Raw genomic sequence first — 26,820 nt, forward strand, 5'->3', positions numbered from 1 at the left:
CTTCTACTTTTTGTATTCTCTAAAGAATTTTGCCGTTCTCTCAATCCCTTCAGCAAATGTTACTTTTGGTAAATATCCTAATTTCATAACACGATTTATATCTGGTCTTCTACGCTTAGGATCATCTTTTGGTAATTCTTGATAAGTTAATTTTGAAGATGAATCAAGAGCATCAACAATCAACTCCCCTGTTTCTTTAATTGAGTACTCATCAGGGTTTCCAATATTATATGGCATATGATCACCAAGCATTAAAACGTGATCAATAGCATTAGCAAGATCCGTCACATAACAAAATGATCTCGTCTGACTTCCATCACCATAAACAGTAATATCTCGTCCTTCTAAGGCTTGATTGATAAAGTTTGGAATAACTCTCCCATCATCAGGACGCATTCTTGGCCCATATGTATTAAAGATACGAATAATTTTTGTATCCACATTATATTTTCGACGATAAGTCATTGTTAATGCTTCAGCATAACGTTTCGCTTCGTCATAGCAGCTTCTTGGACCAATTGGATTTACATGACCAACATAATCCTCGGTTTGAGGGTGAATCTCTGGGTCTCCATAAACCTCAGAAGTTGATGCCTCTAAGAAGCGTGCCCCATGATCCTTTGCAAGCTCTAATAAGTTTTGTGTACCAATCGAATTTACAGTCATAATTTCCAAAGGAATAACCTTAAAATCAATTGGTGAAGCTGGAGAAGCAAGGGATAAAATATAATGGAATTTTATATCTCCGAAATCTGGTAGGCCATGAGTTATGTCACATTCCGTAAAGTGGAAGTTTTCATATTTAGATAGTAATTCAATATTTGACTTAGACCCTGTAATAAAATTATCTAAACCATAAACAGTAGCACCTTTATCTAAATATAATTGTGCCACAGTAGAAGGAACAAATCCGGCTGCACCTGCAATTAAGAAATTCTTCCCTTTGTGATCCATTGGTAATTCTAACATCTATATATTCTCCGTACTTTTAATAATTCGTTTGTGCTTCAAGACGTTCTTGTTTTCGATTGGCCAATTGTAGCATTGTGGAACTTAACAGTAAAAGTATACCACCTGTAATCTGAACAAAGCTCAGCTTTTGATCAAGGGCAACCCAGTTAATAATCACAGCAAAGAATGGAAATGACATTTCGGCCAAAGTACAAACTTTTGCCGTTACCAAGCTTAGACCTCGGTAGTAGAAATACATACCAAAAACACCTGATATTAGAGCGAGTACACTAACTTTTGCCCACAACTCCATTGGAAAGACAAGGCCAACATCATTAGCGGCCATAAATGGAATAATTGCAATGAAACCAACGGCAAAACGGATGGCCATAACTTCTTTTTCAATCCATCCCTGTTTGATTAAATACTTTCCAAAAACTGTCGCACTCCCCCAACTTATGACTGCAATTAAGGCAAGACAAAGTCCATACAATGATGAGCGATCAAAGCTCAATTTTCCTGTTTTAATGAGGTTGATTGCACTAACAATATCATAATAACTAATTAAGATAGCTCCTAAAATAGCTAGGAGCGCCCATACAAGAAATCGTTTCGTGATTCTTTCTTTTAGAATTATATAGGCAAGACTTATGGCCACAAATGGTTGTAACTTCTGTAGTAAAATAACAAGAGAAGGGTTTATAAGTGAGAAAGACTTTGTAAAAGACAATGTAGCAATTGCTGAACCCATTGCTCCAATTATGAGAAAGCATAGAAGTTCAAATGCCTTCATTCTCATGATTTTCTTTCTTGCCGCATAGAGACCAGGTAAGAAAATAATCGTTAAAAACAAATGCTCACCGAAGACAATAATTTCACTACTCTTATACTTATAAAGAAGAGGATATCTTATAAGAGTATCAAGGGCCCAAATAAAGCAGGCAATTAGAATGAAAATTAATCCTTTCACTACTTATTATATTCCTTCATAAAGTTATCAAATGACTCTTTTGCACGATCTGATGCCAATTGTTTTTTTACTTTCTTTCTATTTTTACGATCACGTCTTTGCTCCTTTGTAAGAGCAACCGGTGGTAGTAATCCGAAATTAATATTTGATGGCACAGGCTTTGGCACAGTCATTACATAATTTACGAGTGCTCCCATTCCTGTTTCAACTGGAAATGGCCTTACTTCTTCACCTCTTAGTTTCTTAAGTAGTTGAAAAGCAACATAAAGTCCCATTGAAGCAGACTCAGTGTAGCCTTCAACACCAGTTATTTGACCTGCAAAGTAAATATTTGGGAACTTCTTAACACTTAAATCAAAGTCTAGAAGAGTTCTTGAATTGATAAAAGAGTTTCTATGAACAGAGCCAAGATGAAGAAAACTAGCGTTTTCAAAACCAGGGATCTTACTAAAGACGCGTTTTTGCTCAGGATATTTTAGACGAGTTTGGAAACCAACCATATTAAAAGCTGAGCCTAGTAAGTTTTCACGTCTTAATTGTACACAAGCATATGGTAGAGAACCATCAGGAAGCTCAAGTCCAATTGGTTTCATACAAGAGAAACGGGCCGTATCAACGCCACGCTCGGCCATGATATCAACAGGCAGGCATGACTCGAAGAATTTATAATCCTCAAAGTTTTGAGCTGGTACTTTTTCGGCCTTAACAAGCTCAGCAATGAAGTCTTCATACTGTTCTTTATTCATTGGAGCATTAAGATAATCTGCCTGCTCCCCTTCTTCTTCACTTACCGGCTTATGGCGATCTTTATAATATAGTTTTGAGTAATCCAGACTATCGCCATCTACCACTGGGGCAATAGCATCATAGAAATAAAAGTCATCATCGGAGATATTCTTAACAATCCAATTTGAGAGACCTTCTGTTGTTAATGGACCAGAAGCAATAACACATGCATCTGCTTCATACTTTGCCATTAACTCTTGTGGATCACTTGCATCCATGGCCACAACTTCAATATTTTCATGATTATGAAGGCGATCAGTTACTTCTCCAGAGAATCCATCACGCTCAACTGCAAGAGCATCTCCTGCTGGAACTGCATGCTTACGAGCACAATCAAGGATGATTGATCCAAGTGCATCCATTTCATATTTTAATAGTCCGTGGCCAGAAGCAGGATTCATTGATTTTAAAGAATTGGTACAAACTAACTCGGCAAAAGCATCAATCTTCTGTGCAGGATTCTTCTTAACAGTTTTCGATTCGACTAAGACAACCTTAACACCTTGACTTGCTAGAAAGTTTGCTGCTTCACTACCGGCCATACCGGCACCAATTACTATAACTTTGTGTGAGTTAGACAATTTCAACCTCTTTAATATACTTATATGATGATATAGACCTTATATATGCAAACATGCTATAAAGTCCATTAATTACCAGTATTTAAGTATTATTATTAACATAGAGACGACGCAATGCAAATAGTCATTCACCAAACAGATCACACAATTGGCAACTTTACACAAATTTACAAATACATAGAAAACCTAACGAGATCTGAAGACTTTCAAGATAATATACATATCTTTCCTGAAACATTTCTTTCAGGCTATCCTCTTCAGGATTTAGTCCTACAAAAAACATTTATTCGCCAATACCATGAGCTTTTACAGGCCCTGAGAGATTTATTTGCAAAGATAAAGCTTTCAGATAAAACGGCGCTTCTTGTTGGTGGACTACGCTACGAATTTAAGGATAACGCAGATATTCCTTCAAATATCTATAACGTTATTTACGAAGTAACAAAGAAATCAAATTTCAATGATATTTACACAAAATGTCTTCTTCCAGATTACGATATATTTGATGAATCTAAATATTATACACCTGGGAGTGCCCCATGTATCTGGTCTCATGCAGGATGTGATTTTGGCCTACTTATTTGTGAAGACATGTGGCATTCTGAACAATATGCTGTTAACCCACTACAAATGCTAATGGATGAGGCCAATGGCAAAGAGTTGAATGGAATAATCAATTTTTCAGCTTCTCCATGGAATATCGATAAAGAAGAAAAGAGAATTAAGCGTGCCAGCGAAATATCACGAGTATTTAAGACACCATTCTACTATGTGAATAAAGTTGGTGCAGAAGATGAAATCATCTTTGATGGTGCAAGTTTTGTCGTTAATGAAACACAAGTCATTGCCAAAGCAAAATCCTTTAAATCCGATCTTATGAAGGTTGAGATTGCCAAAAAATCAAAAATTGAGAATCTTGGAGTGGCCCCTGTTGGTGCTAACTCTTGGGAGTCATTATTTGGGCCACATATCGAAAAGATAAACGGAAAAATGAGCCTTAAAAAGCTCAGTGATGACAAACTTGATGCCATTTTAGGTGCTTTAAACCTAGGCTTACAAGACTACGCTAGAAAATGTGGTATGAACAAATTCTTGGTTGCTCTATCAGGAGGAATTGATTCGGCACTTGTTCTTACGCTTGTGAAGTTATTTCTAAAGCCGGGCCAAGAAGTTGAGGCCATTTATATGCCAAGTAAATTCTCGGCATCACTAAGCTGGGAAATTAGTGATAAATTATGCAAGAATCTTGGAATTAAATTACATAATCTACCAATCAAATTCCTCCATTCATCTGTGCAAAACCTCTTTAATGATAACCTCGACCCATTAGAAGGCCTTGCAGATGAAAATATTCAATCGAGACTACGAGGCTCCTTACTATTTGCTCGCTCAAATCAAACAGGGGCCATGGTTATAAATACATCAAACAAGTCAGAGTTAGCTGTTGGTTATTCGACTCTATATGGAGACTCTGTTGGCGCTATTAGCCTATTGGGAGATCTCTACAAAAGTGAAGTCTTTGCTCTGGCCAGACATATCAATAAGAATTTCAGTGATATTATTCCTGTTGAGGTTATAGAAAGGCCACCAAGTGCAGAATTAAGGGCCGATCAAAAAGATGAAGATTCTTTACCTCCATATGAAACACTGGATATGATATTAGAATCATACCTTTCTTATCGCTACGACTTACCAGATCTTCTTAATTTAGGGTTAAACAAAACTGAAGTTGAAAGGGTGATAAAATTGATATTAAATAGTGAGTACAAAAGGCAACAATTTTGTCCTATACTAAAATTGAAAGACAAAAGCTTTGGTTTTGGTCGACGAGTGCCGATATGTAAGAAGGTTGATTTTAATCTCGGATAACAATAGTGATTCGAATACGCATACTAAGAGGAGTAATGAAATGAATAAAGCCTTTGAAAGAGTTCTTAGCTCATTTGATGAAGTTAAGTCTATGGTTGATGGAGTTATGGCAAATAAGTCCGTTAAAGAAGTTGAAAAAAATGTAAAAGACTTTATTGGCCAAGTTGAAAAAGAGGCCAAAAATGTAATGGATAAAGATATTCCTCGAGTAGTGAAAACGTTAAAGAAAGAAGGTCAAAAAGTTGAGAAGCTTGTTGATTCAACGATACAAAAAGAAGTTAAAGCTGCTAAGAAATACCTAGATGGACATATCAAAGATGTTCAAAAGCTTCAAAAACAGCTGGATAAATTTCTTAAAGATGAAATGAAAAAAGCTAAGAAAAAGGCTTCAAAAAAAGTGAAAGAAGCTGAATCAACTATAAAGAAAAAGGCCAAGCAAGCAACAGGCCTAAAGAAAGCTGCTAAAAAGAAAGTAGCAAAGAAAAAAACAACAAAGAAGACAGCGAAGAAAGCGGCCAAAAAAGCTACTTCAAAGAAGAAGGCAACTGGTGTAAAGAAAGCAGCAAAGAAAACAGCCAAGAAAGCAGCAAAGAAGACAGCAAAGAAAAAAGCCAAATCTTCGACTTCAAAAAAGAAGTCAACTCGCCAATCAACAAGAAGAGCTTAAAATTGTAAATGATTAAAACCTGGGCAGAGTCCTACTCTGCCCTCATATATAAGGTGCAGTCATGGAAAAAAGTCTCAATCAACATATTCAAAAACTTCTTCCGAAGTTTAAACAGTCTAAAAAAACAGAAATCAACCATTTATTACCTAAGGTTGCCACTATGAGTGAAAAAGAGCTCAGAGAAGTTCTTCACAAGATGGCCGGTAGTTTCTCCTGTTATAACTTCCTTCAAATAGGCTCTACACTAAAGGCATTTGAGATGGATCAGCATCTTGACTCAAAGCGTGATCGTGTAAAGAAGGCGCTAGAAGAGATATTGCGAGAATTATAGATAACGTAGTATTTTTATTAACATTCCTCTTTATTTAAGGGATAATGCACACTTAATTACCCTAATTAGAGAGGATTATTTGAAGAAGCTTGAAAGAAATTTAGGGCTATCATCAGTCATTTCCATAAGTATTGCATCAATGCTCGGATCAGGTATTTTTGTTCTGCCAGGTCTAGCTTTTGAAGTAACAGGTCCATATGTTTGGATATCATATTTAATTGCAGCACTATGTGTTCTACCTGCAGCACTGTCTAAGTCAGAACTTGCGACGGCCATGCCTGCCTCAGGTGGAACTTATATTTATATCGAAAGAACTTTTGGGCCAATGGCCGGAACAATTGCAGGCTTAGGTCTTTGGATCTCCCTACTTTTAAAAGCGGCATTTGCCCTCATGGGTTTTGGTGCATACTTAAGTACATTGACAACAAGCTTCGATCTAAAATACCTAGCGTTATTCCTGACAGTTATCATCACAATTTTAAATATTATTGGTGTTGGTAAAGTTAGTGGGCTACTAATTGCTGTTGTCATTACATCAACTCTTGGGCTTACTATTTTAAATATTGGAACACTTTCAACCGCTACCGTCATACCGGGGATTCCATTTTCATTCTCACATATGGATAGTATTTTATTAGCTTCAGGACTTGTTTTTATCTCTTATGCAGGAGTAACTAAAGTTGCGGCTATTGCAGAAGAAATTAAAACACCTGAGAAGAACCTCCCAAGAGGAATTCTTTTATCACTACTTATTGTGACGGTACTTTATTGTGTAACAACACTTGCACTTGCTAAATTTCTACCTATTGATCAGTTAAAAAGTAACTTACGTCCAATTTATACATTGGCCCAAGTATTTGGTGGTAATACATTTGCAACAATCATGGCCATCTTGGCCATCCTTACTATGACTTCAATGGCCAATGCTGGGCTTCTTGCAGCATCACGCTTCCCTTTTGCTATGAGCCGAGACCACTTATTTCCAAAGTCCTTTGGCCATATTCATCGTAAATTCTTAACACCTGTATGGAGTATTCTTGCATCAGGGATTATTATTGCTTGTGCTATCTATTTCTTAAATATTGCAAAAATTGCAAAACTAGCATCTGCATTTATCTTAGTGCTTTATATGTTTGTAAATATAACTGTCATAGCTTTACGAGAAACACATATTCAATGGTATAGACCGACTTATAAATCACCATTTTATCCATATATACAAATTTTTGGAATCATCTCAACTTTCTACTTATTAGTAATGATGAAAGATCTTGCAATTATTGGTCTTGTCTCAATTTCAGTACCAGGAATTTTGATATACTTCTTATATGCAAAAAGTCGTGTTAACCGCAAAGGAGTACTTGGAATTCGTGGAAAGAGAAAGGATCTATTCGATGATACACCAAACTTCTCACCAACAATGCACTCACTTGGCCGTTGTGAACTTGACCAAGATGCCAATGTCGTAGTTGCCTTGGTTGGAAATGAAAAATCTCCAGAGATGCTCATTGATATTGGAACTTCTCTCGCAGATGGAGAGCAAATAGAGGTGGCCCATTTAACAGAGGCGCCAGAACAATCAGACCTGAATGATTTTACAGATGAAGATCCTAATCTTCGTTCATTAAGACGACGTGTTGTTGCAATGGCCATTGAAAAAACAACACCTATTAACTTTGATCCTATTGTTACACACGACCTTTCTAAGTCAATTTTTGAAATTGGACAACGACTTCACTGTAATTGGTTATTCATGGAGTGGAAAGGAAGACTTCGCGGTACATTTACAACTCAAAGTCCAGTTGCGTGGCTGCGTTCACACCTAAGCTGTCACCTAGCAATTTACAGAGATAAAGGAGTAAGATACACAAGAAAAATTCTTATTATCCTTGATGAGAATTCTAATGATGAAGTACTTGCACAAGCAGCATATCATATTGCAAAAAATAACAATGCAGAGCTCACTTTTGTATACTTAACAAATAAAGACTTGGATATTAGCGAAACATCAAACTTAGAAAAGTACATTAGAGATCTCTCTGATGAACTTGATGTAAGAGCGGTTGGTCACATTGAGCACTATCAAAATAAGATTGAGAAGATTGAATCTCTAAGTGTTGAATACGATCTTCTATTATTCAACACAAGTACTAATTATAAGTGGTATAACGTCTTTGGTACTGAAGATGATAAGATTATTGCTCAAGCTTCTTGTTCTGTTTTAGGTATCCATACAGCACCAGCATAAAGAAGCAATAATGACTAAGAAGGATTAACTTGAGGCAAGCAAATCCTAAATGTAGTGTATTCACTTTCAGGATCAAAACTGATAGCTCCACCATGATCATTTATAATTCCTTGGCATATATTTAGACCAAGTCCCGTCCCTTTCGTTCTGCCTTTTGTTGTATAGAAGCGATCAAAAATTTTCGTTGCTATTTCTTTATCAATTCCAACACCAGAATCAATAACATCAAGATAAACTAGGCCGTTGTGATCAAAGAGATTTAACTCAATCCATTGATCACTTAACTCATCAATAGCGTCAAAAGCATTATTAAGTAAGTTAATAATGACTTGGATAATTTCAGAAGAGTTTATATTTACCATGTCGTTATCTGAATCATTAGAGAATACAATCTTTAACGATTCATCAACTGTCGCAGTTTTAAAAAGAGCAATTGAATCATGGATAATAGACGAGAGACTTGTATGCTCTCTTTTTGAACGGTCATCATGAGAGTAAATTTTTAAAGAACTTACAATATTTGAGATACGATCCTTTTGCTCTTTAATTGAATTGATCTTTTCCCTTACTTGTTCAATCGTAAAGTCAGCACCTCTTTTAGAAATTGACTGCGCCTGTAATTCAATAATTGCAAGAGGGTTATTTACTTCATGAGCAATATTAGCTGCCATTTGCCCAAGAGCTGTCCACTTTGACATTTTTTCTATTGCAGACTTTTGAGATTCTATTTCTCGATTTCTTAAAACCTTTTCAGTTACCTCTGCTGTGCGATCTAAATAATACTTTCCAAGAGCACCAAAGTCATGAAACTCCATTGAAGATTCATAATAGACAAGACCGCGATTAGCTACATTAAGTTTTACGATATCAGTTATAACCTCTCCGGGATTTTCAGTGGCCTTTTTCACACGATCTTTAAATATTTCTAAGACATTACCATTAATAAGAGAACTTATATGCTTACCTACAATTGGTTTAATATCCCAATCCTGATCAGTTTTTGAAATATAGACGAAATTTAAGTCTTCATCAAAAACGGCAAAATAATCATTACTTTTTTCTACAATTTCTCTTATTAAGTAATTAGTTGAAGTAGTGGAAAGCTGTATTTCTCGTGGTTGAATCTTAGTAACACAAAACCTGTCCCCTTCTTCAGAGGTAAAAGGTAAAAAAGTCGTATCCCAATTAATTTCTTCTTTATCTAAACTGTCTTTAAGTACAATGACTGAACTTGTTGAAATACCTTCTAGGGCATTATTAATACCGTTAATAATTTTATCTAACTCACTACTTGGAAAATGGTCCTTGTAATAATCATAAACTGGCATTTCTTTATAATTTTCATAAAAGCTCACCAATGTAGAAGACATGTAGAGAAATTTTGATTCAGAATTAATAACGGCCATACGAATATTTTGATCTTCGTAATTTCCGTATTTAAAAATATCAATAAGCTCATCGACTTTCATCTTACCTACGTATCAAAGAATAAATATTGACCACTTGTACCTCTAAACAATATTCGATTACAAGTAATAAGTAGTTATTACACACCAGAAAAAACCATGTAATACACAGCCAAGGGGACTACCAGAGGGACTACCAGAGGGACTATTAGAAGGGCATTCAGGTATCGATGCTACTAAAGTTTAGTTTTAAAGGGGAACTTGAAATTCTAGTTTAATTCAACACTAGGAAAAGTTAATGAGAAAGTCGTGTGTTCGGCATCCTTAACATAAGAGATATGGCCCCCATGATCATTCATGATCTCTTGGCAGATATTTAATCCTAGCCCAGTTCCCTTCTTTTCACCCTTCGTTGTATAAAAACGATTAAAGATCTTACTCGCTAACTTAGGCTCAATTCCATGGCCACTATCGATTATATCAACATAGACCTTATGATTACTATCATCCAAATTAATTTCAATCCATTTATCTTTCAAATCAAGAATTGCATCGTGAGCATTATTTAAAAGATTAATAAATACTTGAATAATCTCGGATGAATTAACCATTACGATGTCATTATCTGAATCATTCGAGAAAACGATCTTTAAGTCTTCGTCAACAAGAGCAGTTTTAAAAAGAGCAATAGAGTCATGAATAAGAGACGAGAGACTTACAGATTCTCTTTTTGAACGATCATCTTGAGAGTATATATGAAGGGAGCTAACAATATTTGCTATTCGATTCTTTTGTTCAGCTATAGAGCGAACCTTCTCAAGGACTTGTTCAATCTTTAAGTCCTTGCCTCTCTTTTCTAGAGCTTGAGTTTGTAATTCAATAATTGCAAGTGGATTATTTACTTCATGTGCAATATTAGCGGCCATTTGACCAAGAGCTGTCCATTTAGACATTTTATCAATCGTTGCTTTTTGAATTTCAATTTCACGATTTCGTAGAACCTTTTCTGTAACATCAGAAGTACGATCAAGATAATAACAACCGAGTTGATTAAAATCATGAAATTCAACTGATGATTCTAGAATTAACTCATTACGAGGATCATCATCAGAACTCATATCAATAGTGACAATATCAGTGATGACAACGCCTGGATTTTCTTTTGCTTTTTTATAACGCTTATAAAATTTTTCAAGAGCTTTTCCAGAAATAAGATCTGAGATATGTAGCCCTAAAACAGACTCGTCACGCCACTTTCCAAGAACTTTTGAAACATAAACGATATAAAAGTCCTTATCAAATACAGTGAAAACATCAGAGCTTTGTTCAACCATTTCACGAATAAAGAAATTTGTAGAACTTGTACTTAAATTGACTTCATGAGGTCGTATCCTTGATAAAACATAGGTATCACCTTTATCATCCACAAATGAATTAAAGTCCACGTCCCAAGTGATTTTTTCTTTATTTAACCGATTCGTTAAAATAGCCTGCGTACATGAGGGTTCCCCATTTAAGGCCTTAGCAAAGCAGTCTTTAACTTTTTTAACTTCTGAATCAGCAAGGTGACCTTGATAATATTCATAGACTGTCATACCCACATAGTTTTCAGTGAAGCCAAAAAGAGTGGTGGAAACAAAAACAAAACGAGCATCTTTATCAAATATAGCAATGCGAGAATTTTGATCTTCAAAATTTCCGTATTTTAATAATTCGATAAACTTCTCTAAGTTCATACTTCCCTAAGGTTTAACAATTAAATAAATTTCACTACACAGTAGTTCTTCTTACCTTTTTTAAGGATAAGGCACGACTCACTAGCTAGATCATCTTTTGAGATTACGTGATCAATATCCTTATTCTTTACATTGTTAATGGCCACACCATTTTGGCCAACCATTTTTCTTGCCTCCCCCTTAGATTTAAAAAGAGGGGTTAGAGCAAGCATATCAAGATAAGAAAGCTCTCCTAATTGAGCTTTATCTAATTCTATTGAAGGTACATCATCAAAGATTCCAGCAAGTTCTTCATCTGTCGTGTTTTCAATGACCTTTCCAAAGAAGAAGTCAGTGGCCCTTATGGCAGCCTCAAGCCCTTCTTTGCCATGAACGAGAGTAACAATTTCTTCGGCCAAGCGTTTCTGAGCTGCTCTTAAATGAGGCTCAGTTTCTACTAACTTTTCATATTCAGCAATCTCTTCAAGAGTTAAAAAAGTTAAAGTTTTAAGATACTTTATAACAGAAGAGTCATCTGAATTTAGTAAGAATTGGTACATCTTATAAGGAGATGTCATTGAAGGATCTAGATAGATTGCTCCACCTTCAGACTTTCCAAACTTCTTCCCATTTGAATCAGTAAGAAGAGGAATCGTCATACAAAAGGCAGGTTTAGAGTGCATCTTACGAGTAAGATCCATTCCTGCAACCATATTTCCCCACTGATCGGCACCGCCAATTTGAAGACTTACATCATATTCTTTATTAAGGTGAGCAAAGTCATAACCTTGAATCATTTGATAAGTAAATTCTGTAAAACTAATACCAGCATCTGAATTAAGACGTGATTTTACTGAATCTTTTGAAAGCATTTCACCTATTCTAAAACGCTTTCCAACATCTCTTAGAAATTCAATAAGTGAAAACTTACCAATCCAATCGATATTATTAACCATGGTAGCGGCATTTTCACCACTAAAGTCTAAAAGCTTTTCAAGTTGTGCTTTTTGTCCCGCCAAATTCTTATCAAGATCATCTTGAGTTTGAAGATTTCTCTCGTCGCTCTTTCCTGAAGGATCTCCAATCATTCCAGTAGCACCACCAACAAGAACGTAAGGCTTATGTCCTTGTTTCTGCAGTCGCATCATTGTCACAACAGCAAAAAGATTTCCAAGTTGTAGGGACTTTGCTGTAGGATCATACCCACAGTAAAAAGATATTTTCTTTTCATTTAAGATTTCTTTTAATTCATCATGCGAGAATTGATTTACAATTCCTCTGGCTTCTAATTCTTCAAAAAAATTCATTAAGCTAATCTCTCTTTGATAATTTTAATTGGAGTCAGCGCCACGACAGTTTTTAAATCTGGCCCATGCGCTCGTCCAGTAAGACAAACACGTGTTCCCATAAATAGTGGCTTCCCTTTTATTTTTAATTCTTTCTTTAAGTAATTCATCCACTCACCGACTTGCTCTTCAGTTACGTTAGTTGTCTGATCAGCAAGCTGAGCCTTTAGGTATTCTTTAATCTGTGGAGTTGTCTCCCACCCCATGGCCTCGTTATATTGATCATCAGCATCGACAGCTGCATCAAAGAAAATCGGCAGGTGTTCGTTAATATGACTAAAAAGCTGAATCTTCTCTTTCATAAGTCCTGCAAACTTAACCTTCCAAGCTTCATCTTGATTATGATACTCGCTTCCTTCAGGAATAAAGCGATCAAAGCCAGCAGCAATATCTTTATCATCTAACTTTCTTAGCCACTGCTCATTGAAGAAGTTTAGCTTTGCAATATCATACATTGCAGAAGACTTAGAAAATCTCTCATAACCAAATTTATCTCCAAGCTCATTTACATCAAAGATATCTGTCTCATCTGGATGAGACCAACCGAGAAGACATAAGTAATTTGCAAGAGCAGCTGGTAAGTAGCCTTGATCTTTATACTGAGTAACAGAAGTGGCTCCGTGGCGCTTAGAAAGCTTTTGACGATCGTGACCAATTAAAAGTGAAACGTGACCAAATCTTGGAGGAGTTACACCCATTGCATCGTAGATCATAAGCTGGCGACAAGTATTATTTAAATGCTCTTCTGCACGGAATACGTGAGTCATTTCCATCTTTGCATCATCAACAACACAACAGAAATTATAAACAGGCATTCCATTTGCTCTTAAAATAACAAAATCCCCTACCATATTTTCTGGAAATTTTACGTGTCCTTTAACAAGGTCAGTGAACTCCCAAGTCTTTCCAGGGTTTTTAAAACGAATCACATATTCTTCTCCAGCATCAATTCTCTTTTGAGCTTGCGCTGGATCAAGGTCGCGAAATTGACCGTGATAAGCATGTGGGTCTTTATTTTCACTTGTGGCCTTTTCAGTTAAGCGCTCAAGTTCAATACTTGTTAAAAAACATGGGTAAGCAAGTCCGCGCTTAACGAAGTCCCAAGCAATATCTTTATAAATTTGTAATCTTTCTGATTGGCGATAAGGGCCAAAGTCCCCACCTTTATCAGGTCCTTCATCGTGTTCAATTCCCATCCACTTAAGATCAGCAATTTGTGCTTCTTCGTATTCACGCTTTGATCTCTCAAGATCAGTATCTTCAATTCTTAGAATATATTTACCACCATTTGCCTTAGCAAATAGGTAGCTATAAAGAGCAGTACGGGCCCCACCAATGTGAAGGTATCCAGTTGGAGATGGTGCAAAACGAACGCGAACAGTCATACAAATCCTTTTAAAAAAATAAATTAAACGTATATCAATGCATTATAGCGTTTTTGAATAGAAATGGCACTTTGAAAATAGGCAAAATACTTGATTTTAGAGGCTTTTTAGAATGGAATCCACATGATTAACGTTCTCGAGTCTCTTTGACATTGAGCGTGATACGATGCAATTCTCACCGTAGCATTTATTAGTGATCTTATGAAAACACATACTGAGCATTTTAAAATACTCGGGTGAGCCAACGAGAATCTTTCCAGACTCATTCTTCTTCGTCGTAATCTTGTTATTATAAAGCTTTAGGCACTCATCAACACCGAAAGTGGTGTATTCGAGAAGATATTGTTTTCTAGCTTTAAGGTATTGCTGTTGCTTAATAGTAATATGCTTTTTCGCAATAACAGAAGATGAAAACAATAATTGACAGGTAAATAGAAAAATCATTAACTTATTCACTATAACCATTCTAACGATATTTAGATATCAAGCAAATAAAAAGTAAGTAAATGAGAAAAGAAATTGAGTTAAATTCAAATGGACTAGAAACACTTGAGGATTACCTATCTGAATGTGGCCGACTATTTAACTTCCCTTCTTTTTACCAAAATAATCTGGATGAACTCTATGAGTTTCTTCAAACATATACTGATAAAAATCTAAGTGTTTATTGGGCAAATGCAAAAGAGGCCCAATTAAAACTTGGAAATGATTTTGATCGATTAAAAGAAATATTTGAATTAGTTGCTTCCCAACATAGTGAGTTTAAATTCTATATTAACGAGTGATAAATGTACTTCGAGATGCCTTAACAGGTATTAAAATTTTATTTCCATCAATATATGTTCTTAAATAGCCTTTCGAATCACCAGAGGACAATCTTCCTTTATAATAATAAAGCCCATCGCGAATATGATGAAACTTAATAGCAAGACCTCTAAGAATCCCCTTACTTCCAACAAATATTGGTCCACTTGGTAAAGAGCCTTTTTCAAATTTTAAGTAGACCGCAAAGGTATTTATATCTTCGGCTTTATCAATTGAAACATATTGTTGTGAAAGAAACTCTTTTTCAAATATAGCTAGACTTGAATTTTTACAAAGCTCAGGTTTTTCTAAGCATGTCTTTGTAACATAAGTGGTAGCAGGCGTTCGCGGAAGATTAAATCTCAAATGCACTCCGTGAATATTATAGTGCTTTGAAATATTATTTCCCAGAACGACATTAGGATTTGAACTATAAGGCGCTACTGCAAAATCACCCTCTACATCAAAGAGATTTGGAGCAAACAGTGCTGAAATAGAAATAAAATTCAGACCCTTAAGGTAAGAAAGAAAATCTTTATTATTAAATAACTCATAAGTTTGCATCACTTGCTTGGAGCCAATCCTCATATCTTTTAGCTCTTTTTTTCCAAGTATCGGCAAAATAAATGTTCCAAGACTGTAACCAAGATTTGCTATTTTAGCACCGTAATAAGGTGTCGCCATCGTCATAAGGCCATTTACACGAAATCTAATAGAATCATTATTATCTAGCATTCTCTTTAACCAATAAAGAGTTATCAGCCCTCCTTGAGAATGAGCAACAATTTTAATCTTACCTTCAGATAAGCTTTCTTGATGCATGAATTCATCAAAAGATTCAACAAAGTCATTTAAAGATAATCTATTATTTCCAGTATCATATTCAAAGAAGTGTGAACTTAAACATTCATCTTTATGAAATTTTTGTACATATTGGTCCCAGTAACCAAAGGCTCCTTTGTTACTGGCTATTCCATGAATGAAAACAATATGATTTTTGCTAGTGCCACATTCGGCACTAGCAGAGATAGAAAAAAGTAAAAAAAATAATATTAAAAAGTTTAAAGAACTTCTTTTCAATTACTCCATACCTTCTGGGTAAATCTGAATAGCATGATTAAGTGTCGTTTGTACCCAAGCAAACTCACGAGCAATTAAAGGTGCATTTAAATGCCCTTCTTCACCTTTTTGAGAGAAGTCATAATCATACTCTGGCATAGTGTCTGTTCCATAAATTGAATCTCTAACATAGAAGACACCTTTTTTTGCACAACCACCAACTTCTTCTAAGCGGTTCTTAACAGCGGCTTCTCTTCTTTTTGCTTTATCAGCATATCCAAGATACTTCTGACGCCATTTATCAGACTCTGTTGTTTGTGACTTCTTAATCCAGTAGTCATACTTTTCTTGCATACGTGTTATAAAAGAAGTTGTAAAAGGACATCCTTTTGTATCTGCATTGTCATTATAGCCGAAGATATAATTTGCATGCCAAAAGCCTTTATGATTGTAGATGACAAGAACAGGTGCATTTCTTTTATGAAGAGCATTCTTGATTCTTTCAACGATATTTTTTGGCGCCTTACCTACGGCCCACTGGTCACGCTCAGCATCTGCAAATAGCACTTCTCTTTTAAACTTTGGAAGCTTAAATACATTTGCATCTTTTGAGATTTCATCTGTTAAATTAATCCAATTATATGATGTACCATAGCTCGCATCTTCATCTTCTTTATCAGTAACAACGCGTTTACCATCAACTCTTTTATAGTAACCCTTAGTAAAACGGTAATCTTTATTGCTAAAGAAGATTGAACTTTTGTTAATTCGGCGAATATTATCAGTTCTCCAATTATCAATTTCTTCCTGATTTGTTTTTTCAGTTTTTAAAGACATGTAGTAACGTTCAGCAAAGTCCACCTTACGAGATCCAGTTAAGTTATTTAATCTGTTATACCACCACTCGACGACACCAGTATGTGACATATAAAGACATGAACCAGCATCTTCTTGATCAGGTGTCGCTACAACATATTTCATTAGATCGTTGAATCCACCAGATGTAATATCATCATTTGAGCTTGCTAACTCTAGTGACATAGGATTAATGACTCCAACGTAGTCTTTTTCTTGTTGAATTCTTTCAATTTGATTTTGATTAAGGTCTGAAATCTCGGCCATTGCAGTAGTAGCAACTAGACATGCCGTTAGAAGTGAAATCAATTTAAACATTTATCCCTCTTTAAACTTTTATTTTCCAATATTTTGCGTGTGTGAAGAAAAATGCTAGCAAAATTGAAACACAATCACAAAAATTTAAGAGGGTTAATGCAGTGAGAAATTTTCAAGTATCTAAAATTACGATAGGTAGATGACAACACCTGCGCCTACAACTGTCATGGCCACTAAGATCCATGTATTCATTTTAGAACTTTTATTCGCTTTATTAGATTCTTTATTCATTACGTACTTTTTCTTACGCTTATTCTTTTGAGACTTACCCATGAGAACTCTCCACATCCTTGAGAAATTTATATTGAATATATATTTTAAACTAAAATTCTTGTCGATGATAGACCAAGCGCTTCACTCGGTTTTAAACATCTATTTGCTAGTATTTTCTACCCATAATATGAGCAGTTAAATCACTAAAATAACTATGATATTATAGAGTTATGACAGGAAGAAAACTACTTGATCAAATCATTATTGCCCTAACTCTACTGACGACAATTGCGACAGTTGGAGTCTTTGTTTATACCAATGTGATCTATAAAAAAGAACTTCCTAGTAATCAGAAAGAATTAACGTCACTAAAGGAAGACTTTGGCGAGTTAAACTTCCCTTCAACATATGTTCTCGACAAGATAACTCTCAATTTAGAATCTGCCACTCGAAGACTTAGATTCCTAGACGTACAAATTAATCTTGTACTCTTTAATCAAGATGACAGTGAAATTCTTGATCAATATAAGCCTCAAATCTACGATATCGTAATTGATGTTGCTGCGGCCATCTCTCCAGAAGAGCTCAACTCTCTATCAGGAAAACTCATTTTTGAAAGTCGAATTAAAAAAAGAATTAATGAGCTAGTGAAAAAACGAGTTGTAAAAGAAGTCTTCTACTCTAAATTTGTCGTACAATAAGATTTTTAAATGAATAGGCCCGCGAGGGAACACGGGCCTTAGACAACAACACTTTAAAGGAATTTAAAAAGGGAATTTTAAATTACTCGCAAGACCCTTCTTTTACGAAGATGGCCTTTGCTCTATATAATTCACAAGAATTTGAATAATTAATTAGCATATCACCGTCAATACCACTTACTGCACCACAAACTGGTGAAAAGATCTCTGGGCAAAACTGTGTCTCTTCTGGTTGATCAACCCAATTCTTACAGTTAAGAACTGCTTCTAATCGATATTTTCCAAGAGACTCTTCTTTAAGTGCGAATTCACCGTTTTCACAACTTTGTGCTTCAAAGTACTCATTAACAAGTTTAACTTCTTCATTTTCCTCAGTGATAATCACTTTGAAAATTCTTCCAGTAAAAGACTGAGAATCAATTAAGTCACCGTTAAGAATAATCTCTTTTGCACTGATGTTTGTTGCAACAACTGCTAGTAGAATAATTGAAATTAATTTGCTCATAACGTTCTCCCTAAAAAAGAATCTAAGTCCTATCTTGTTTGTGAGAGAGTTATAGATCAGAATATAAATTAGTAAAAATTATATATACTAATCAATATCCATAATCATATGTTATACTTCATACAAAGAACTAGTAATAAGTAGCTGAAATTATGAATATTGATCATATTTCCATTCCGACACTAAGAGTCTTTCTTGAGGTTTATCAAACCCAGAATATGTCTCAGACGGCAAAAAACCTTGCCATGACTCAACCAGGAGTCTCTCAACATATAAAATCTCTTGAAGGCTTACTTCAAATAAGTCTCTTTGATCGGATAAATAAAAAGGTTCTTCCCACAGAACAGGCTCACCTACTCTTTGAAAATTGCAAGAGAGCACTTCAAGGGCTAGAGGATGCTTTAAGCGAAGTTTCAGCAAAGAAGAATAAGCTTAAGGGTATCTTAAATATTGGTCTTCCAATTGAGTTTGGAAATAACAGGGTTCTACCAATTATAGGCCAGTGGTTAAAGCTTCATCCAGAAGTTTCTATCCGTATTAATTACGATCACGCCGCAAGACAAAGTCAGCTGCTATTAAATGGTGGACTCGACTTCGCTATTACCGATAGCTTTAATTTTCCTAAACAAATTGCAACGAAAAATCTTTCTTCAGAAAAGCTCATTCTTTGCTGTTCTCATGACTATGCAAAAGAGCATAAATTAACTAGTGAGACTAAGTTTAAAAAAACGGATAATCTTGATTTTATCGCCTATCTAGAAGGTGCTCCAGTAATTACAAGTTGGTTTAAGTATCACTTTAAAAAGAGTTTTCAAACTGAAGCAAAAGCACAATTAATGGATGTTCAAGGTGTTCTAAGGCTCACCTTAGCAGGTGTTGGTATCTCAGTATTACCTTTGCACGTTCTTGAGAGATCTGATAACTCAAAGAAGTTATTACAATTTAATGGTACGAAAGATCATATGATTAACGAGTTAAATCTCGCTTATCTGAATGCTAGAAAAATGGGGCCAGTGGCCTTGAGTCTATTTGAATATCTAACAGAAAATATTTAAATAAAAAAGGCCACCTATAAGGTGGCCTTCATATATGAAAATGAATTGAAAATTACTTTTTCATTCCTGGAGCTTGTGACTCATCAGTAGTTGTCACGTTAGCTTCATCATCACCTAGAGAGTTTAAAAACTCATCTACTTGTGCTTGTGTTACTTTACCTTCAGCAATAAGCTTATCTCTTAATCTTAGGTCTAGAATTTTTTCTTCTAAAGCTCTTGAAAGTCTCATGGATTTTCCTTATGTAAAATTGAGTTATAAACGTAATAATGTAGCTTTATATCATGTGTTACAAGCTTTGCAAAGTCTAAAGTAATCAATAACTTGCTGGATATTTGAGCTTATTGCCAATAACGCGGCTCATCTGGATTTGGCTTTTCTTCATCATCCACTAATCTGAGATGGCCCTTGCGCTTCTTCTTTACCTTGCCTTGCTTCTTCTTAAGATTACCAACTTGATCTCTAAGATAAAAACCAAGTCCTCTCATACCAAAAACAAATGCTGCACCAAAAATCATTGAAGCAATATTTCCAAATGCCTGAGCTCCTCCAGGAGAGAAGAAACCTTGATAAACATTCATCCCGGCCAGGATTAAACAAAAGTATTTGGCCTTAACTGGGATAATCATAAAGAATTGAAAAATTCGATCTGGGTAGATCACGGCATAACTAACACACATAGCAGACGATAAAAAGGCCATACCATGAAATGGATAATTTAATGAAGCGCCACCCATAAAGATTGCAAATAACGAGTAGGCAAAAGCATTTACAAATGTCGCAATTAATAGATAGTGAATATAGCGTCGTGATCCCCAGCGCGCTTCAAGATCACTACCAAGAAACCAAAATAAAAGCCCAGTGAAGACAACGTTAAAAAGACCTGTACTCACAAGAGGATAAGTCACCATCTTATAAATTAAACCAGATTTTAAACTTGCTACATCAAGGCCAAGAATGGCCACAAGAGAAATATCAAAAGCCTTTGCAAAAACGGCCCCTAAGACAAATGAAACCACTAAAATACCAATGAGATATTTATTAACTTTCGTTAGCGGTGGTAAGTACATTTGTTGCATTATTTCTCCTTACATTTTTTGAGCAATTTCAATTAAAACACCACCTGTAGACTTTGGATGAATAAAGTTTACTAAGCAATTATTCGCCCCTTGGCGTGGTGTTTCATATAATAAATTATAACCTAGATCGCGAAGCTCTTGGGACTTTTTTGTCACATCAGGAACACGGTAACACATATGGTGAATCCCTGGACCTTTCTTCTCAAGATACTTAGCAATTGGCCCTTTTCCATCAATCGGCTCTAGCAATTCAACATGAGCGTTTTCATCAATATGAGCAAATGAAGTTGTTACTTGTTGATCTTCGACAACTTCTCGGTGGTTAAAAGTTAAACCTAAGTCACGATATATTTTTTCTGCATTATCAAGATTCTCTACTGCGATAGCAATATGATCAAGGAAACAATCTTTATTAAACATAATCTTCTCCACTTAATTTTTAAGCATTATAAGAAAGTCACTACCCCTTAGCAAGCTGACTATAAATCACTTAAATTAAATGGTGGGTTATCAAGAACATTATCCCCTGCACAATCGGCCGGAGTTGTTGGAGCTGCCGGTTCTTGAGGCGTTACAGGAGGTTTACAATATCCTGAAACACAATCCCCAAATGTAGGCACTGAATAACAACGCTTAGCACATGTCAGTGAATTATTCGGATCATTGATGCGAATTAAGTAACATTGACGAACGTATTCAATTCGACAAAATTCCTTCGACACACATGATTGATTTGGAACTTTTGAACAAAGAACTTGTTCAAAGTCATTATTTACGTGATCTTGGCATGTATTAGTTGAACCGTTACAACACAGAGATGAACAGTCAAAGTCTGAGTTACAACTTTCACCAGTCGGTTGGTTTCCTGTTGAATCGTAATCATCACTACACTGACCGACAATCGATCTTGAATAACAACGATTATTAAAACAACACTCTCCAGAGCCACATTCACGGTTTCCATTACAAGATTTTAGAGAATTGTAATCATAACCATCTTGAGCTCCTAGGCCCGATTTTAGAAGTTGAAGTTTAATATCTTTTGTAACTGCGATTTGAACCTCTGAACCATTCTCCATTGTGAAAAGTTCAATTGTTCCAGTTACATTACAACTTGAAATTGTCTCACCAGTTGTCGCATTATAATTTTTGGCACGAATATTACAACCATCCATATACTTTGTATCACCTGCTGAGTTAAGTGTTTGAACTGAGCGATTAGAAAATGGTGAATCTGATCCTAAGTATTGAATCCCCGTTGTTTGATAATTAATCTTTCCGGCCCTTGGAAACATATATGACTGCATACCTGCTGCCACATTAGAAAATGAACTTGCTCCGGCCAAAGGTGCTTTAAAAACACCACTAGGTACAGATCCTTGTTGATAAATTGCGGCGCCTTTAATCTCCCATTCATCTTCATTGAAGATACGATATGGACCACGATACTCATATTGATTTCCACCAAGAGTTAAAGTCGTACCAATATTTGCGGGATGATTTACACCAAATAAGCTTTGAAACATCGAACTATCATTACGATCAGGAAGACACTTTAAAAGATTATTTGATAGAGGCTCACCTGAAAGTAAATTTCCATCAATATCAATTTGTTCATAAGTTGGAATATTAGTTCTCTCTACAATTTCTCCATCGACATTTTCTTCACGCCAAAGAGTTTGATCACCAACACCAGCATATGCATAGAGACAAACATCACCTGCTTGATCACAATATGGATGGCTAATAGAAGGTGTAAAAGTAGGATCGTCTTCTAAACGAAGGCCGCGACAGTAAAGTCCAGCATTTGTCGGATCAGTTATAACATCCTCAGCTGTATCACTATCGTAGTCATTATAATCAAAGAGACTATATAGAAGACGAATATCAGAAAATTTTCTAGCTGCCATATCAAAAGTAATGACATTAATAGTAGAATATTGAGTGATCCCTTCCCCAGGAACTTGACCAACAACACCATCTAATTCAATTGGTGTGCGCTCACGTCCAAAGTAGAAGCGACCCTTAATAACACGATTTTTAAGTGAAGAAATATTTAGCCCCGTAAGATGAAGCTTTCCTCTAAAGTCCTTTGGTATTGAAACTTTCTTTTTAAAAGAGCCTGTATTTGGATCAATAATTTGCGTAATCTCAACGGCCGTATCTTCAGGAATATTTGTGATGACCTCAGTATCTCCATCAGTGGCATTATTTCCACCAGAAGACCCATTATTGCCACTTCCATCACCTATTGAATCAGTTGGTGAGTCAAGACTCGCTCTTCTTGAACGAGGCTGCTCCATGCATGAAGCAAAGAGAGTAAGCATTAATAGAAATGTAATCGTTTTTTTCATCATCACTTTGGCCTTAAGTACCTTTTGTAAGTTGATAGTCTTCCCTCAACTTATCGAGTTAACTGACAATTAAGTTAACCCTAAGTAAATATTAACCTTTAACGTGAAAAAACTGCCTAAAATCAGTTAACCTACTGAAATTACGAAATGTAACGTAGAAGCCTCTGCCAACGAGAGCAGGCGTCGAAAATCACCAATTTTCAGATACTTATGCTTTATTGAAGAGGGCGACAACAAGCCCGGCCATAACATCCTGAACAAGAGTCAAAATCAGACAAGAAATGTAGAGAATTCCCATTGGGATTCCTGTTCCTGGAGCATAATTTGTAACGATAGTGCCAACACCAGAGATAATCATCGTCAGAACAAAGTAAATTGCGTACGTACCACCAAGACTTGATACCTTTGTCTTTGTGATCTTAAAATTTGATTCACCTTCTTGATCAAAGAGAATCGCAACCATTGGCAGGGCCATGTAGAAATACATGACATAAAGGCCGGGAATAACAAACAGGGCAAAACCTAAAACAGTTAATAAGCTCATTAAAAAACCAAAGAAGACATATGTCGGTATATCCCATAAGACTTTCTTTATCTTAAAGTCTAGGCCATTGAGAGCAAAGAAGAAGAAATTCAAAATTAAAACAGATTGAAAAACAGCACCGAGAACATTGACGATGGCCGCTTCAATGATCTTCATATCAGTTGCCATATCCCCTAAGTTAGCATTGTATATAGCATATGCTTTTAAAAGAAATGAGAAGACAAAGAGAATAGAATAAGGGCCAAGACGCTCTTTCATTATACTAATAGCATCATACATTGCTTCAATGATTCCATATTGGCTTGATGTTACTGTTTCTATTTCTGAGTTATCTTGCATATCCATTGCATACTCCAAATGCTTCTTTATTCGTCGTCAATATATTCGAACGTACGTTTTGCGTGATTCTTTCTCACACCAGGGACTTTAAATAATTGTCCATGAAAAGAGATATAAATGCCAGCATCTACTATTTTAGCAGCATAAAGACTTTCTGTAACATTTTGAAAGGCATCACTATCAACAAAGCCCATCGGCTTCATTGCACCGGTAAAAATAATTGGAACATCTAGCTCTTTTGCTCCGTCTAATGCTTCATAAACGAACTTTGCAGACTTTGCCATGGTATCTGTACCATGAAGGATTATAAGAGGAATATTTTTCTCAAGCTGGGACTTGATCGTCTTTAATAAGACCTGACGGTCATAATCAGTAAAATAAAGAGAATCCTTATTGATGATATTCATAATATGGAGCTTCGTATATGGAAGCCTTAAGCGATCGATAATGGTCTGGCGAATAAATGAATCGCGATTCTTAAGTGATCCATCACTTTCACTATATGATTTCTCTATGGTTCCACCAGTTGAGATGAGTTGAATATTTTGAACATGGTTATCCATGAACTACCCTTTTTAAAGAATTCTAATAATGAACTTAGTTATACATTGTTTTATCAGTGATTTTAAGATCTTATGTAATTTTTTTGGCCAATACCCTTGACGCCTATAAAAAGCATACCATGTTATAGCTGTAAGACACTTATCTATTTGATTATTAATATAAGGAGTACAAATGACTAACCGCACAGGACAAATTTCCGTAGCAACAAGTGACATTTTCCCAATCATCAAAAAATGGCTTTACTCAGAGCACGATATTTTTATTCGTGAACTTATAGCCAATGGAAGTGATGCCATCACAAAGCGTTCCGAGCTAGGTCGCCAAACAGGATCTGAAGTTCCAACTGGAAAGATCTCAGTAGCAGTTGATAAAGAAGCAAAGACAATTACCGTAACAGATAACGGTATTGGAATGAGTGAAGAAGAAGTTGAAAAGTACATTGCTCAACTTGCCTTCTCTGGAGCTGAAGAATTTATCAAAAAAATGGAAGATGCTGGTGGTGAATCAAATAAAGATATCATCGGTAAATTTGGACTTGGTTTCTATTCAGCATTTATGGTTGCCGAGAAAGTTGAAGTTGACTCTCTTTCAATGAATGAGGGTGCAAAGGCCACAAAGTGGACATGTGAGGGTGACACAGAATATACATTCTCAGACTCTGATAAGAAAGAGGTTGGGACAACAATTACTCTTCACATCAATGAGGACTCAGAGGAATTCTTAAATAAGTGGAAGTTAAATGAAACTCTCTCTAATCACTGTGATTTCATGCCGTATGAAATCTCACTACGAGACGTGAATGAGAAGATCCAAGACGGTGATGACAAAGGTAAAGATGTTGAGCCAATTATCGTTAATGATACAAATCCAATCTGGAAGCGTGACCCAAAAGAATTAACAGATGAAGACTACAAAGGTCTTTATCGTAAGCTCTTTCCAATGGACGGCGAACCATTATTTTGGATTCACCTAAACGTTGATCACCCATTTACTTTAAATGGTATTTTATTCTTCCCAAAATATAATCCAATGAAGCCAGTTGGTGATAAGAATATCCGTCTCTACTGTCGTCAGGTCTTTGTATCTGATAACGTAAAAAATATTATCCCTGAATTCTTAGGACTTCTAAAAGGTGCTATTGACTCACACGATATTCCTCTTAACGTTTCACGTTCATCACTTCAAGGTGATCCAAACGTGAGAAAGATTTCAAACTACATTGTTAAGAAAGTTGCAGAAGCACTTAAGGTTCTTAATAAGAAAGACCGTGAAAAGTATGAAAGCATCTGGGAAGATATCGGACTCTTCGTTAAGTACGGATGTGTCTCAGATGAGAAATTTGATAAGATCATGCGTGAGCGTGCCCTCTTTAAAACAAATGAAGGAAAGTATGTAACACTTTCTGAATACCTTGAGTCTGTACCAGCTGATTATGCTGAGAAGATGAATGGTAAGATCCTCTACTTTGAAAAAGAAAATGCGAATCAATCGCTTCTTGCCCAATTAAAAGAAGTCGGTCTATCTGCTGTAGAAACAGATAATCATATTGATCCACACTTTATTCAACACTCAGAAATGAAGAAATTCAAAAAAGGTGAAGAAGAAGTTGAGATAAAATTTGTAAGTGTTGATAGTGAAATTGAGAACCTACTTGCAAGTGAAGCAACTTCTGAAGACGATATCAAAGTAAAAGAGATGTTTGCAAAATTCCTTGATATCAAACTTGAAGAAAAAGAAGGTGAAGCACCAAGTGATCGCGGCTTAGAAATCGGTCGCATTGCAAGTGCAACAACTCCAGCTTACTTCAAAGTTGATGAGTCAATGAAGCGCTTTGCCCAAATGACTCAATCAATGGGTGGCGGACAACAATTCCCTATCAAGAAAACATTAGTTGTTAATGCTTCTAACCCTCTTGTTCAAAATGCTTTTAAACTTCATACAAGTGGGAAGAATGAAGATCTAGCAAAGAAGCTTTGTCTTCACGTTCAAGACCTTGCTGGTATTTCAAGCGAAGGCCTTAAGCCTGAAGAGCGCGAGCTCTTTGTGAAGCGTTCACAAGATCTTGTTAGTGAACTTTCAAATATGATTAACTAATTATTCAAGACAAATAAAAAGGCCAGTGTTAACTGGCCTTACTCTCACCTAACCTTTTGAAATAACGTAATAAATTATAGACA

The 26,820-nt window shown here is 35.7% G+C and carries 26 protein-coding genes; 8 read left to right on the forward strand and 18 right to left on the reverse strand.

Annotation, left to right across the window (positions count from 1 at the left end; all coding sequences use genetic code 11):
- Positions 1-3: 3 nt before the first annotated feature.
- Genes DAY19_RS13290 through trmFO form a run of 3 tightly spaced genes read right to left on the reverse strand, consistent with a single transcriptional unit; the run spans position 4 to position 3,288 of the window.
- Positions 4-969, reverse strand: a complete 966-nt coding sequence (locus DAY19_RS13290) for an NAD-dependent epimerase/dehydratase family protein (RefSeq protein WP_199506662.1) — start codon at positions 967-969, stop codon at positions 4-6.
- Positions 970-988: 19 nt separating this feature from the next.
- Complete coding sequence (locus DAY19_RS13295) at positions 989-1,921, reverse strand: DMT family transporter (RefSeq protein WP_115363252.1); 933 nt, start codon at positions 1,919-1,921, stop codon at positions 989-991.
- The gene (gene trmFO, locus DAY19_RS13300) at positions 1,921-3,288 is read right to left on the reverse strand and encodes a methylenetetrahydrofolate--tRNA-(uracil(54)-C(5))-methyltransferase (FADH(2)-oxidizing) TrmFO (RefSeq protein ID WP_115363254.1); all 1,368 of its coding nucleotides are present in this window, start codon (positions 3,286-3,288) and stop codon (positions 1,921-1,923) included. Before trmFO ends, DAY19_RS13295 begins: the two co-directional genes overlap by 1 nt.
- A gap of 114 nt (positions 3,289-3,402) precedes the next feature.
- Between trmFO and DAY19_RS13305 the strand changes: the two genes are divergently transcribed.
- From DAY19_RS13305 to DAY19_RS13320, 4 genes are all read left to right on the forward strand, one after another.
- Positions 3,403-5,157, forward strand: a complete 1,755-nt coding sequence (locus DAY19_RS13305; RefSeq protein ID WP_115363256.1) for an NAD+ synthase — start codon at positions 3,403-3,405, stop codon at positions 5,155-5,157.
- A 40-nt stretch (positions 5,158-5,197) separates the two neighbouring features.
- A complete protein-coding gene (locus DAY19_RS13310) occupies positions 5,198-5,824 on the forward strand; it encodes a hypothetical protein (protein WP_115363258.1) in 627 nt (208 codons plus the stop codon).
- 61 nt (positions 5,825-5,885) lie between these two features.
- The gene (locus DAY19_RS13315) at positions 5,886-6,155 is read left to right on the forward strand and encodes a hypothetical protein (RefSeq protein ID WP_115363260.1); all 270 of its coding nucleotides are present in this window, start codon (positions 5,886-5,888) and stop codon (positions 6,153-6,155) included.
- A 79-nt stretch (positions 6,156-6,234) separates the two neighbouring features.
- A complete protein-coding gene (locus DAY19_RS13320) occupies positions 6,235-8,403 on the forward strand; it encodes an APC family permease (RefSeq protein ID WP_115363262.1) in 2,169 nt (722 codons plus the stop codon).
- A 14-nt stretch (positions 8,404-8,417) separates the two neighbouring features.
- Here DAY19_RS13320 and DAY19_RS13325 read toward each other — a convergent pair whose 3' ends face one another.
- The 5 genes from DAY19_RS13325 to DAY19_RS13345 form a co-directional block, all read right to left on the reverse strand.
- Complete coding sequence (locus DAY19_RS13325) at positions 8,418-9,872, reverse strand: sensor histidine kinase (RefSeq protein WP_115363265.1); 1,455 nt, start codon at positions 9,870-9,872, stop codon at positions 8,418-8,420.
- Positions 9,873-10,078: 206 nt separating this feature from the next.
- Complete coding sequence (locus DAY19_RS13330; protein WP_115363267.1) at positions 10,079-11,545, reverse strand: PAS domain-containing sensor histidine kinase; 1,467 nt, start codon at positions 11,543-11,545, stop codon at positions 10,079-10,081.
- Positions 11,546-11,565: 20 nt separating this feature from the next.
- Entirely contained in the window at positions 11,566-12,831 is a 1,266-nt protein-coding gene (gene tyrS / locus DAY19_RS13335; protein WP_115363269.1) for a tyrosine--tRNA ligase, read from the reverse strand.
- Complete coding sequence (gene gltX / locus DAY19_RS13340) at positions 12,831-14,255, reverse strand: glutamate--tRNA ligase (protein WP_115363271.1); 1,425 nt, start codon at positions 14,253-14,255, stop codon at positions 12,831-12,833. The genes tyrS and gltX overlap by 1 nt, the downstream gene beginning before the upstream one ends.
- A gap of 96 nt (positions 14,256-14,351) precedes the next feature.
- The gene (locus DAY19_RS13345) at positions 14,352-14,711 is read right to left on the reverse strand and encodes a hypothetical protein (protein ID WP_115363273.1); all 360 of its coding nucleotides are present in this window, start codon (positions 14,709-14,711) and stop codon (positions 14,352-14,354) included.
- Positions 14,712-14,761: 50 nt separating this feature from the next.
- Between DAY19_RS13345 and DAY19_RS13350 the strand changes: the two genes are divergently transcribed.
- The gene (locus tag DAY19_RS13350; protein WP_115363276.1) at positions 14,762-15,040 is read left to right on the forward strand and encodes a barstar family protein; all 279 of its coding nucleotides are present in this window, start codon (positions 14,762-14,764) and stop codon (positions 15,038-15,040) included.
- Here DAY19_RS13350 and DAY19_RS13355 read toward each other — a convergent pair.
- The 3 genes from DAY19_RS13355 to DAY19_RS15275 all read right to left on the reverse strand — a co-directional run bounded on the left by DAY19_RS13355 (position 15,030) and on the right by DAY19_RS15275 (position 17,564).
- On the reverse strand, positions 15,030-16,139 hold the full coding sequence (locus DAY19_RS13355) for a lipase family alpha/beta hydrolase (RefSeq protein ID WP_115363278.1): 1,110 nt from the start codon (positions 16,137-16,139) through the stop codon (positions 15,030-15,032). The genes DAY19_RS13350 and DAY19_RS13355 overlap by 11 nt on opposite strands.
- A complete protein-coding gene (locus DAY19_RS13360) occupies positions 16,140-17,291 on the reverse strand; it encodes a hypothetical protein (protein ID WP_115363280.1) in 1,152 nt (383 codons plus the stop codon).
- Between the two features lie 126 nt (positions 17,292-17,417).
- Positions 17,418-17,564, reverse strand: a complete 147-nt coding sequence (locus DAY19_RS15275) for a hypothetical protein (RefSeq protein ID WP_158536911.1) — start codon at positions 17,562-17,564, stop codon at positions 17,418-17,420.
- A 170-nt stretch (positions 17,565-17,734) separates the two neighbouring features.
- Between DAY19_RS15275 and DAY19_RS13365 the strand changes: the two genes are divergently transcribed.
- The gene (locus DAY19_RS13365) at positions 17,735-18,205 is read left to right on the forward strand and encodes a flagellar basal body-associated FliL family protein (RefSeq protein ID WP_115363282.1); all 471 of its coding nucleotides are present in this window, start codon (positions 17,735-17,737) and stop codon (positions 18,203-18,205) included.
- 82 nt (positions 18,206-18,287) lie between these two features.
- Here DAY19_RS13365 and DAY19_RS13370 read toward each other — a convergent pair whose 3' ends face one another.
- Positions 18,288-18,710 carry a Kazal-type serine protease inhibitor family protein gene (locus DAY19_RS13370; RefSeq protein WP_115363284.1) on the reverse strand — a complete coding sequence of 141 codons (423 nt, stop codon included), beginning with the start codon at positions 18,708-18,710 and terminating at the stop codon, positions 18,288-18,290.
- A gap of 152 nt (positions 18,711-18,862) precedes the next feature.
- Between DAY19_RS13370 and DAY19_RS13375 the strand changes: the two genes are divergently transcribed.
- The gene (locus DAY19_RS13375; protein WP_115363286.1) at positions 18,863-19,765 is read left to right on the forward strand and encodes a LysR family transcriptional regulator; all 903 of its coding nucleotides are present in this window, start codon (positions 18,863-18,865) and stop codon (positions 19,763-19,765) included.
- Positions 19,766-19,817: 52 nt separating this feature from the next.
- Here the strand turns inward: DAY19_RS13375 and DAY19_RS15280 are convergent, their stop codons facing one another.
- The 6 genes from DAY19_RS15280 to DAY19_RS13400 form a co-directional block, all read right to left on the reverse strand.
- A complete protein-coding gene (locus DAY19_RS15280; protein ID WP_158536912.1) occupies positions 19,818-19,994 on the reverse strand; it encodes a hypothetical protein in 177 nt (58 codons plus the stop codon).
- Positions 19,995-20,104: 110 nt separating this feature from the next.
- Complete coding sequence (locus tag DAY19_RS13380; protein WP_115363288.1) at positions 20,105-20,842, reverse strand: rhomboid family intramembrane serine protease; 738 nt, start codon at positions 20,840-20,842, stop codon at positions 20,105-20,107.
- A gap of 9 nt (positions 20,843-20,851) precedes the next feature.
- Positions 20,852-21,262 (reverse strand): methylmalonyl-CoA epimerase, encoded by a 411-nt coding sequence (mce, locus tag DAY19_RS13385; RefSeq protein ID WP_115363290.1) that lies wholly within the window; start codon positions 21,260-21,262, stop codon positions 20,852-20,854.
- A gap of 59 nt (positions 21,263-21,321) precedes the next feature.
- Positions 21,322-23,199 (reverse strand): hypothetical protein, encoded by a 1,878-nt coding sequence (locus DAY19_RS13390; RefSeq protein ID WP_115363292.1) that lies wholly within the window; start codon positions 23,197-23,199, stop codon positions 21,322-21,324.
- 205 nt (positions 23,200-23,404) lie between these two features.
- On the reverse strand, positions 23,405-24,085 hold the full coding sequence (locus DAY19_RS13395) for a hypothetical protein (RefSeq protein ID WP_115363294.1): 681 nt from the start codon (positions 24,083-24,085) through the stop codon (positions 23,405-23,407).
- A gap of 20 nt (positions 24,086-24,105) precedes the next feature.
- A complete protein-coding gene (locus tag DAY19_RS13400) occupies positions 24,106-24,642 on the reverse strand; it encodes an asparaginase domain-containing protein (RefSeq protein WP_115363296.1) in 537 nt (178 codons plus the stop codon).
- 172 nt (positions 24,643-24,814) lie between these two features.
- Between DAY19_RS13400 and htpG the strand changes: the two genes are divergently transcribed.
- Positions 24,815-26,737: a molecular chaperone HtpG gene (gene htpG / locus DAY19_RS13405; RefSeq protein ID WP_115363297.1), complete on the forward strand. Its 1,923-nt coding sequence runs from the start codon at positions 24,815-24,817 to the stop codon at positions 26,735-26,737.
- Positions 26,738-26,820 lie beyond the last annotated feature (83 nt).

The organism is Halobacteriovorax vibrionivorans (genome assembly GCF_003346865.1).
Lineage (GTDB): Bacteria > Bdellovibrionota > Bacteriovoracia > Bacteriovoracales > Bacteriovoracaceae > Halobacteriovorax_A > Halobacteriovorax_A vibrionivorans.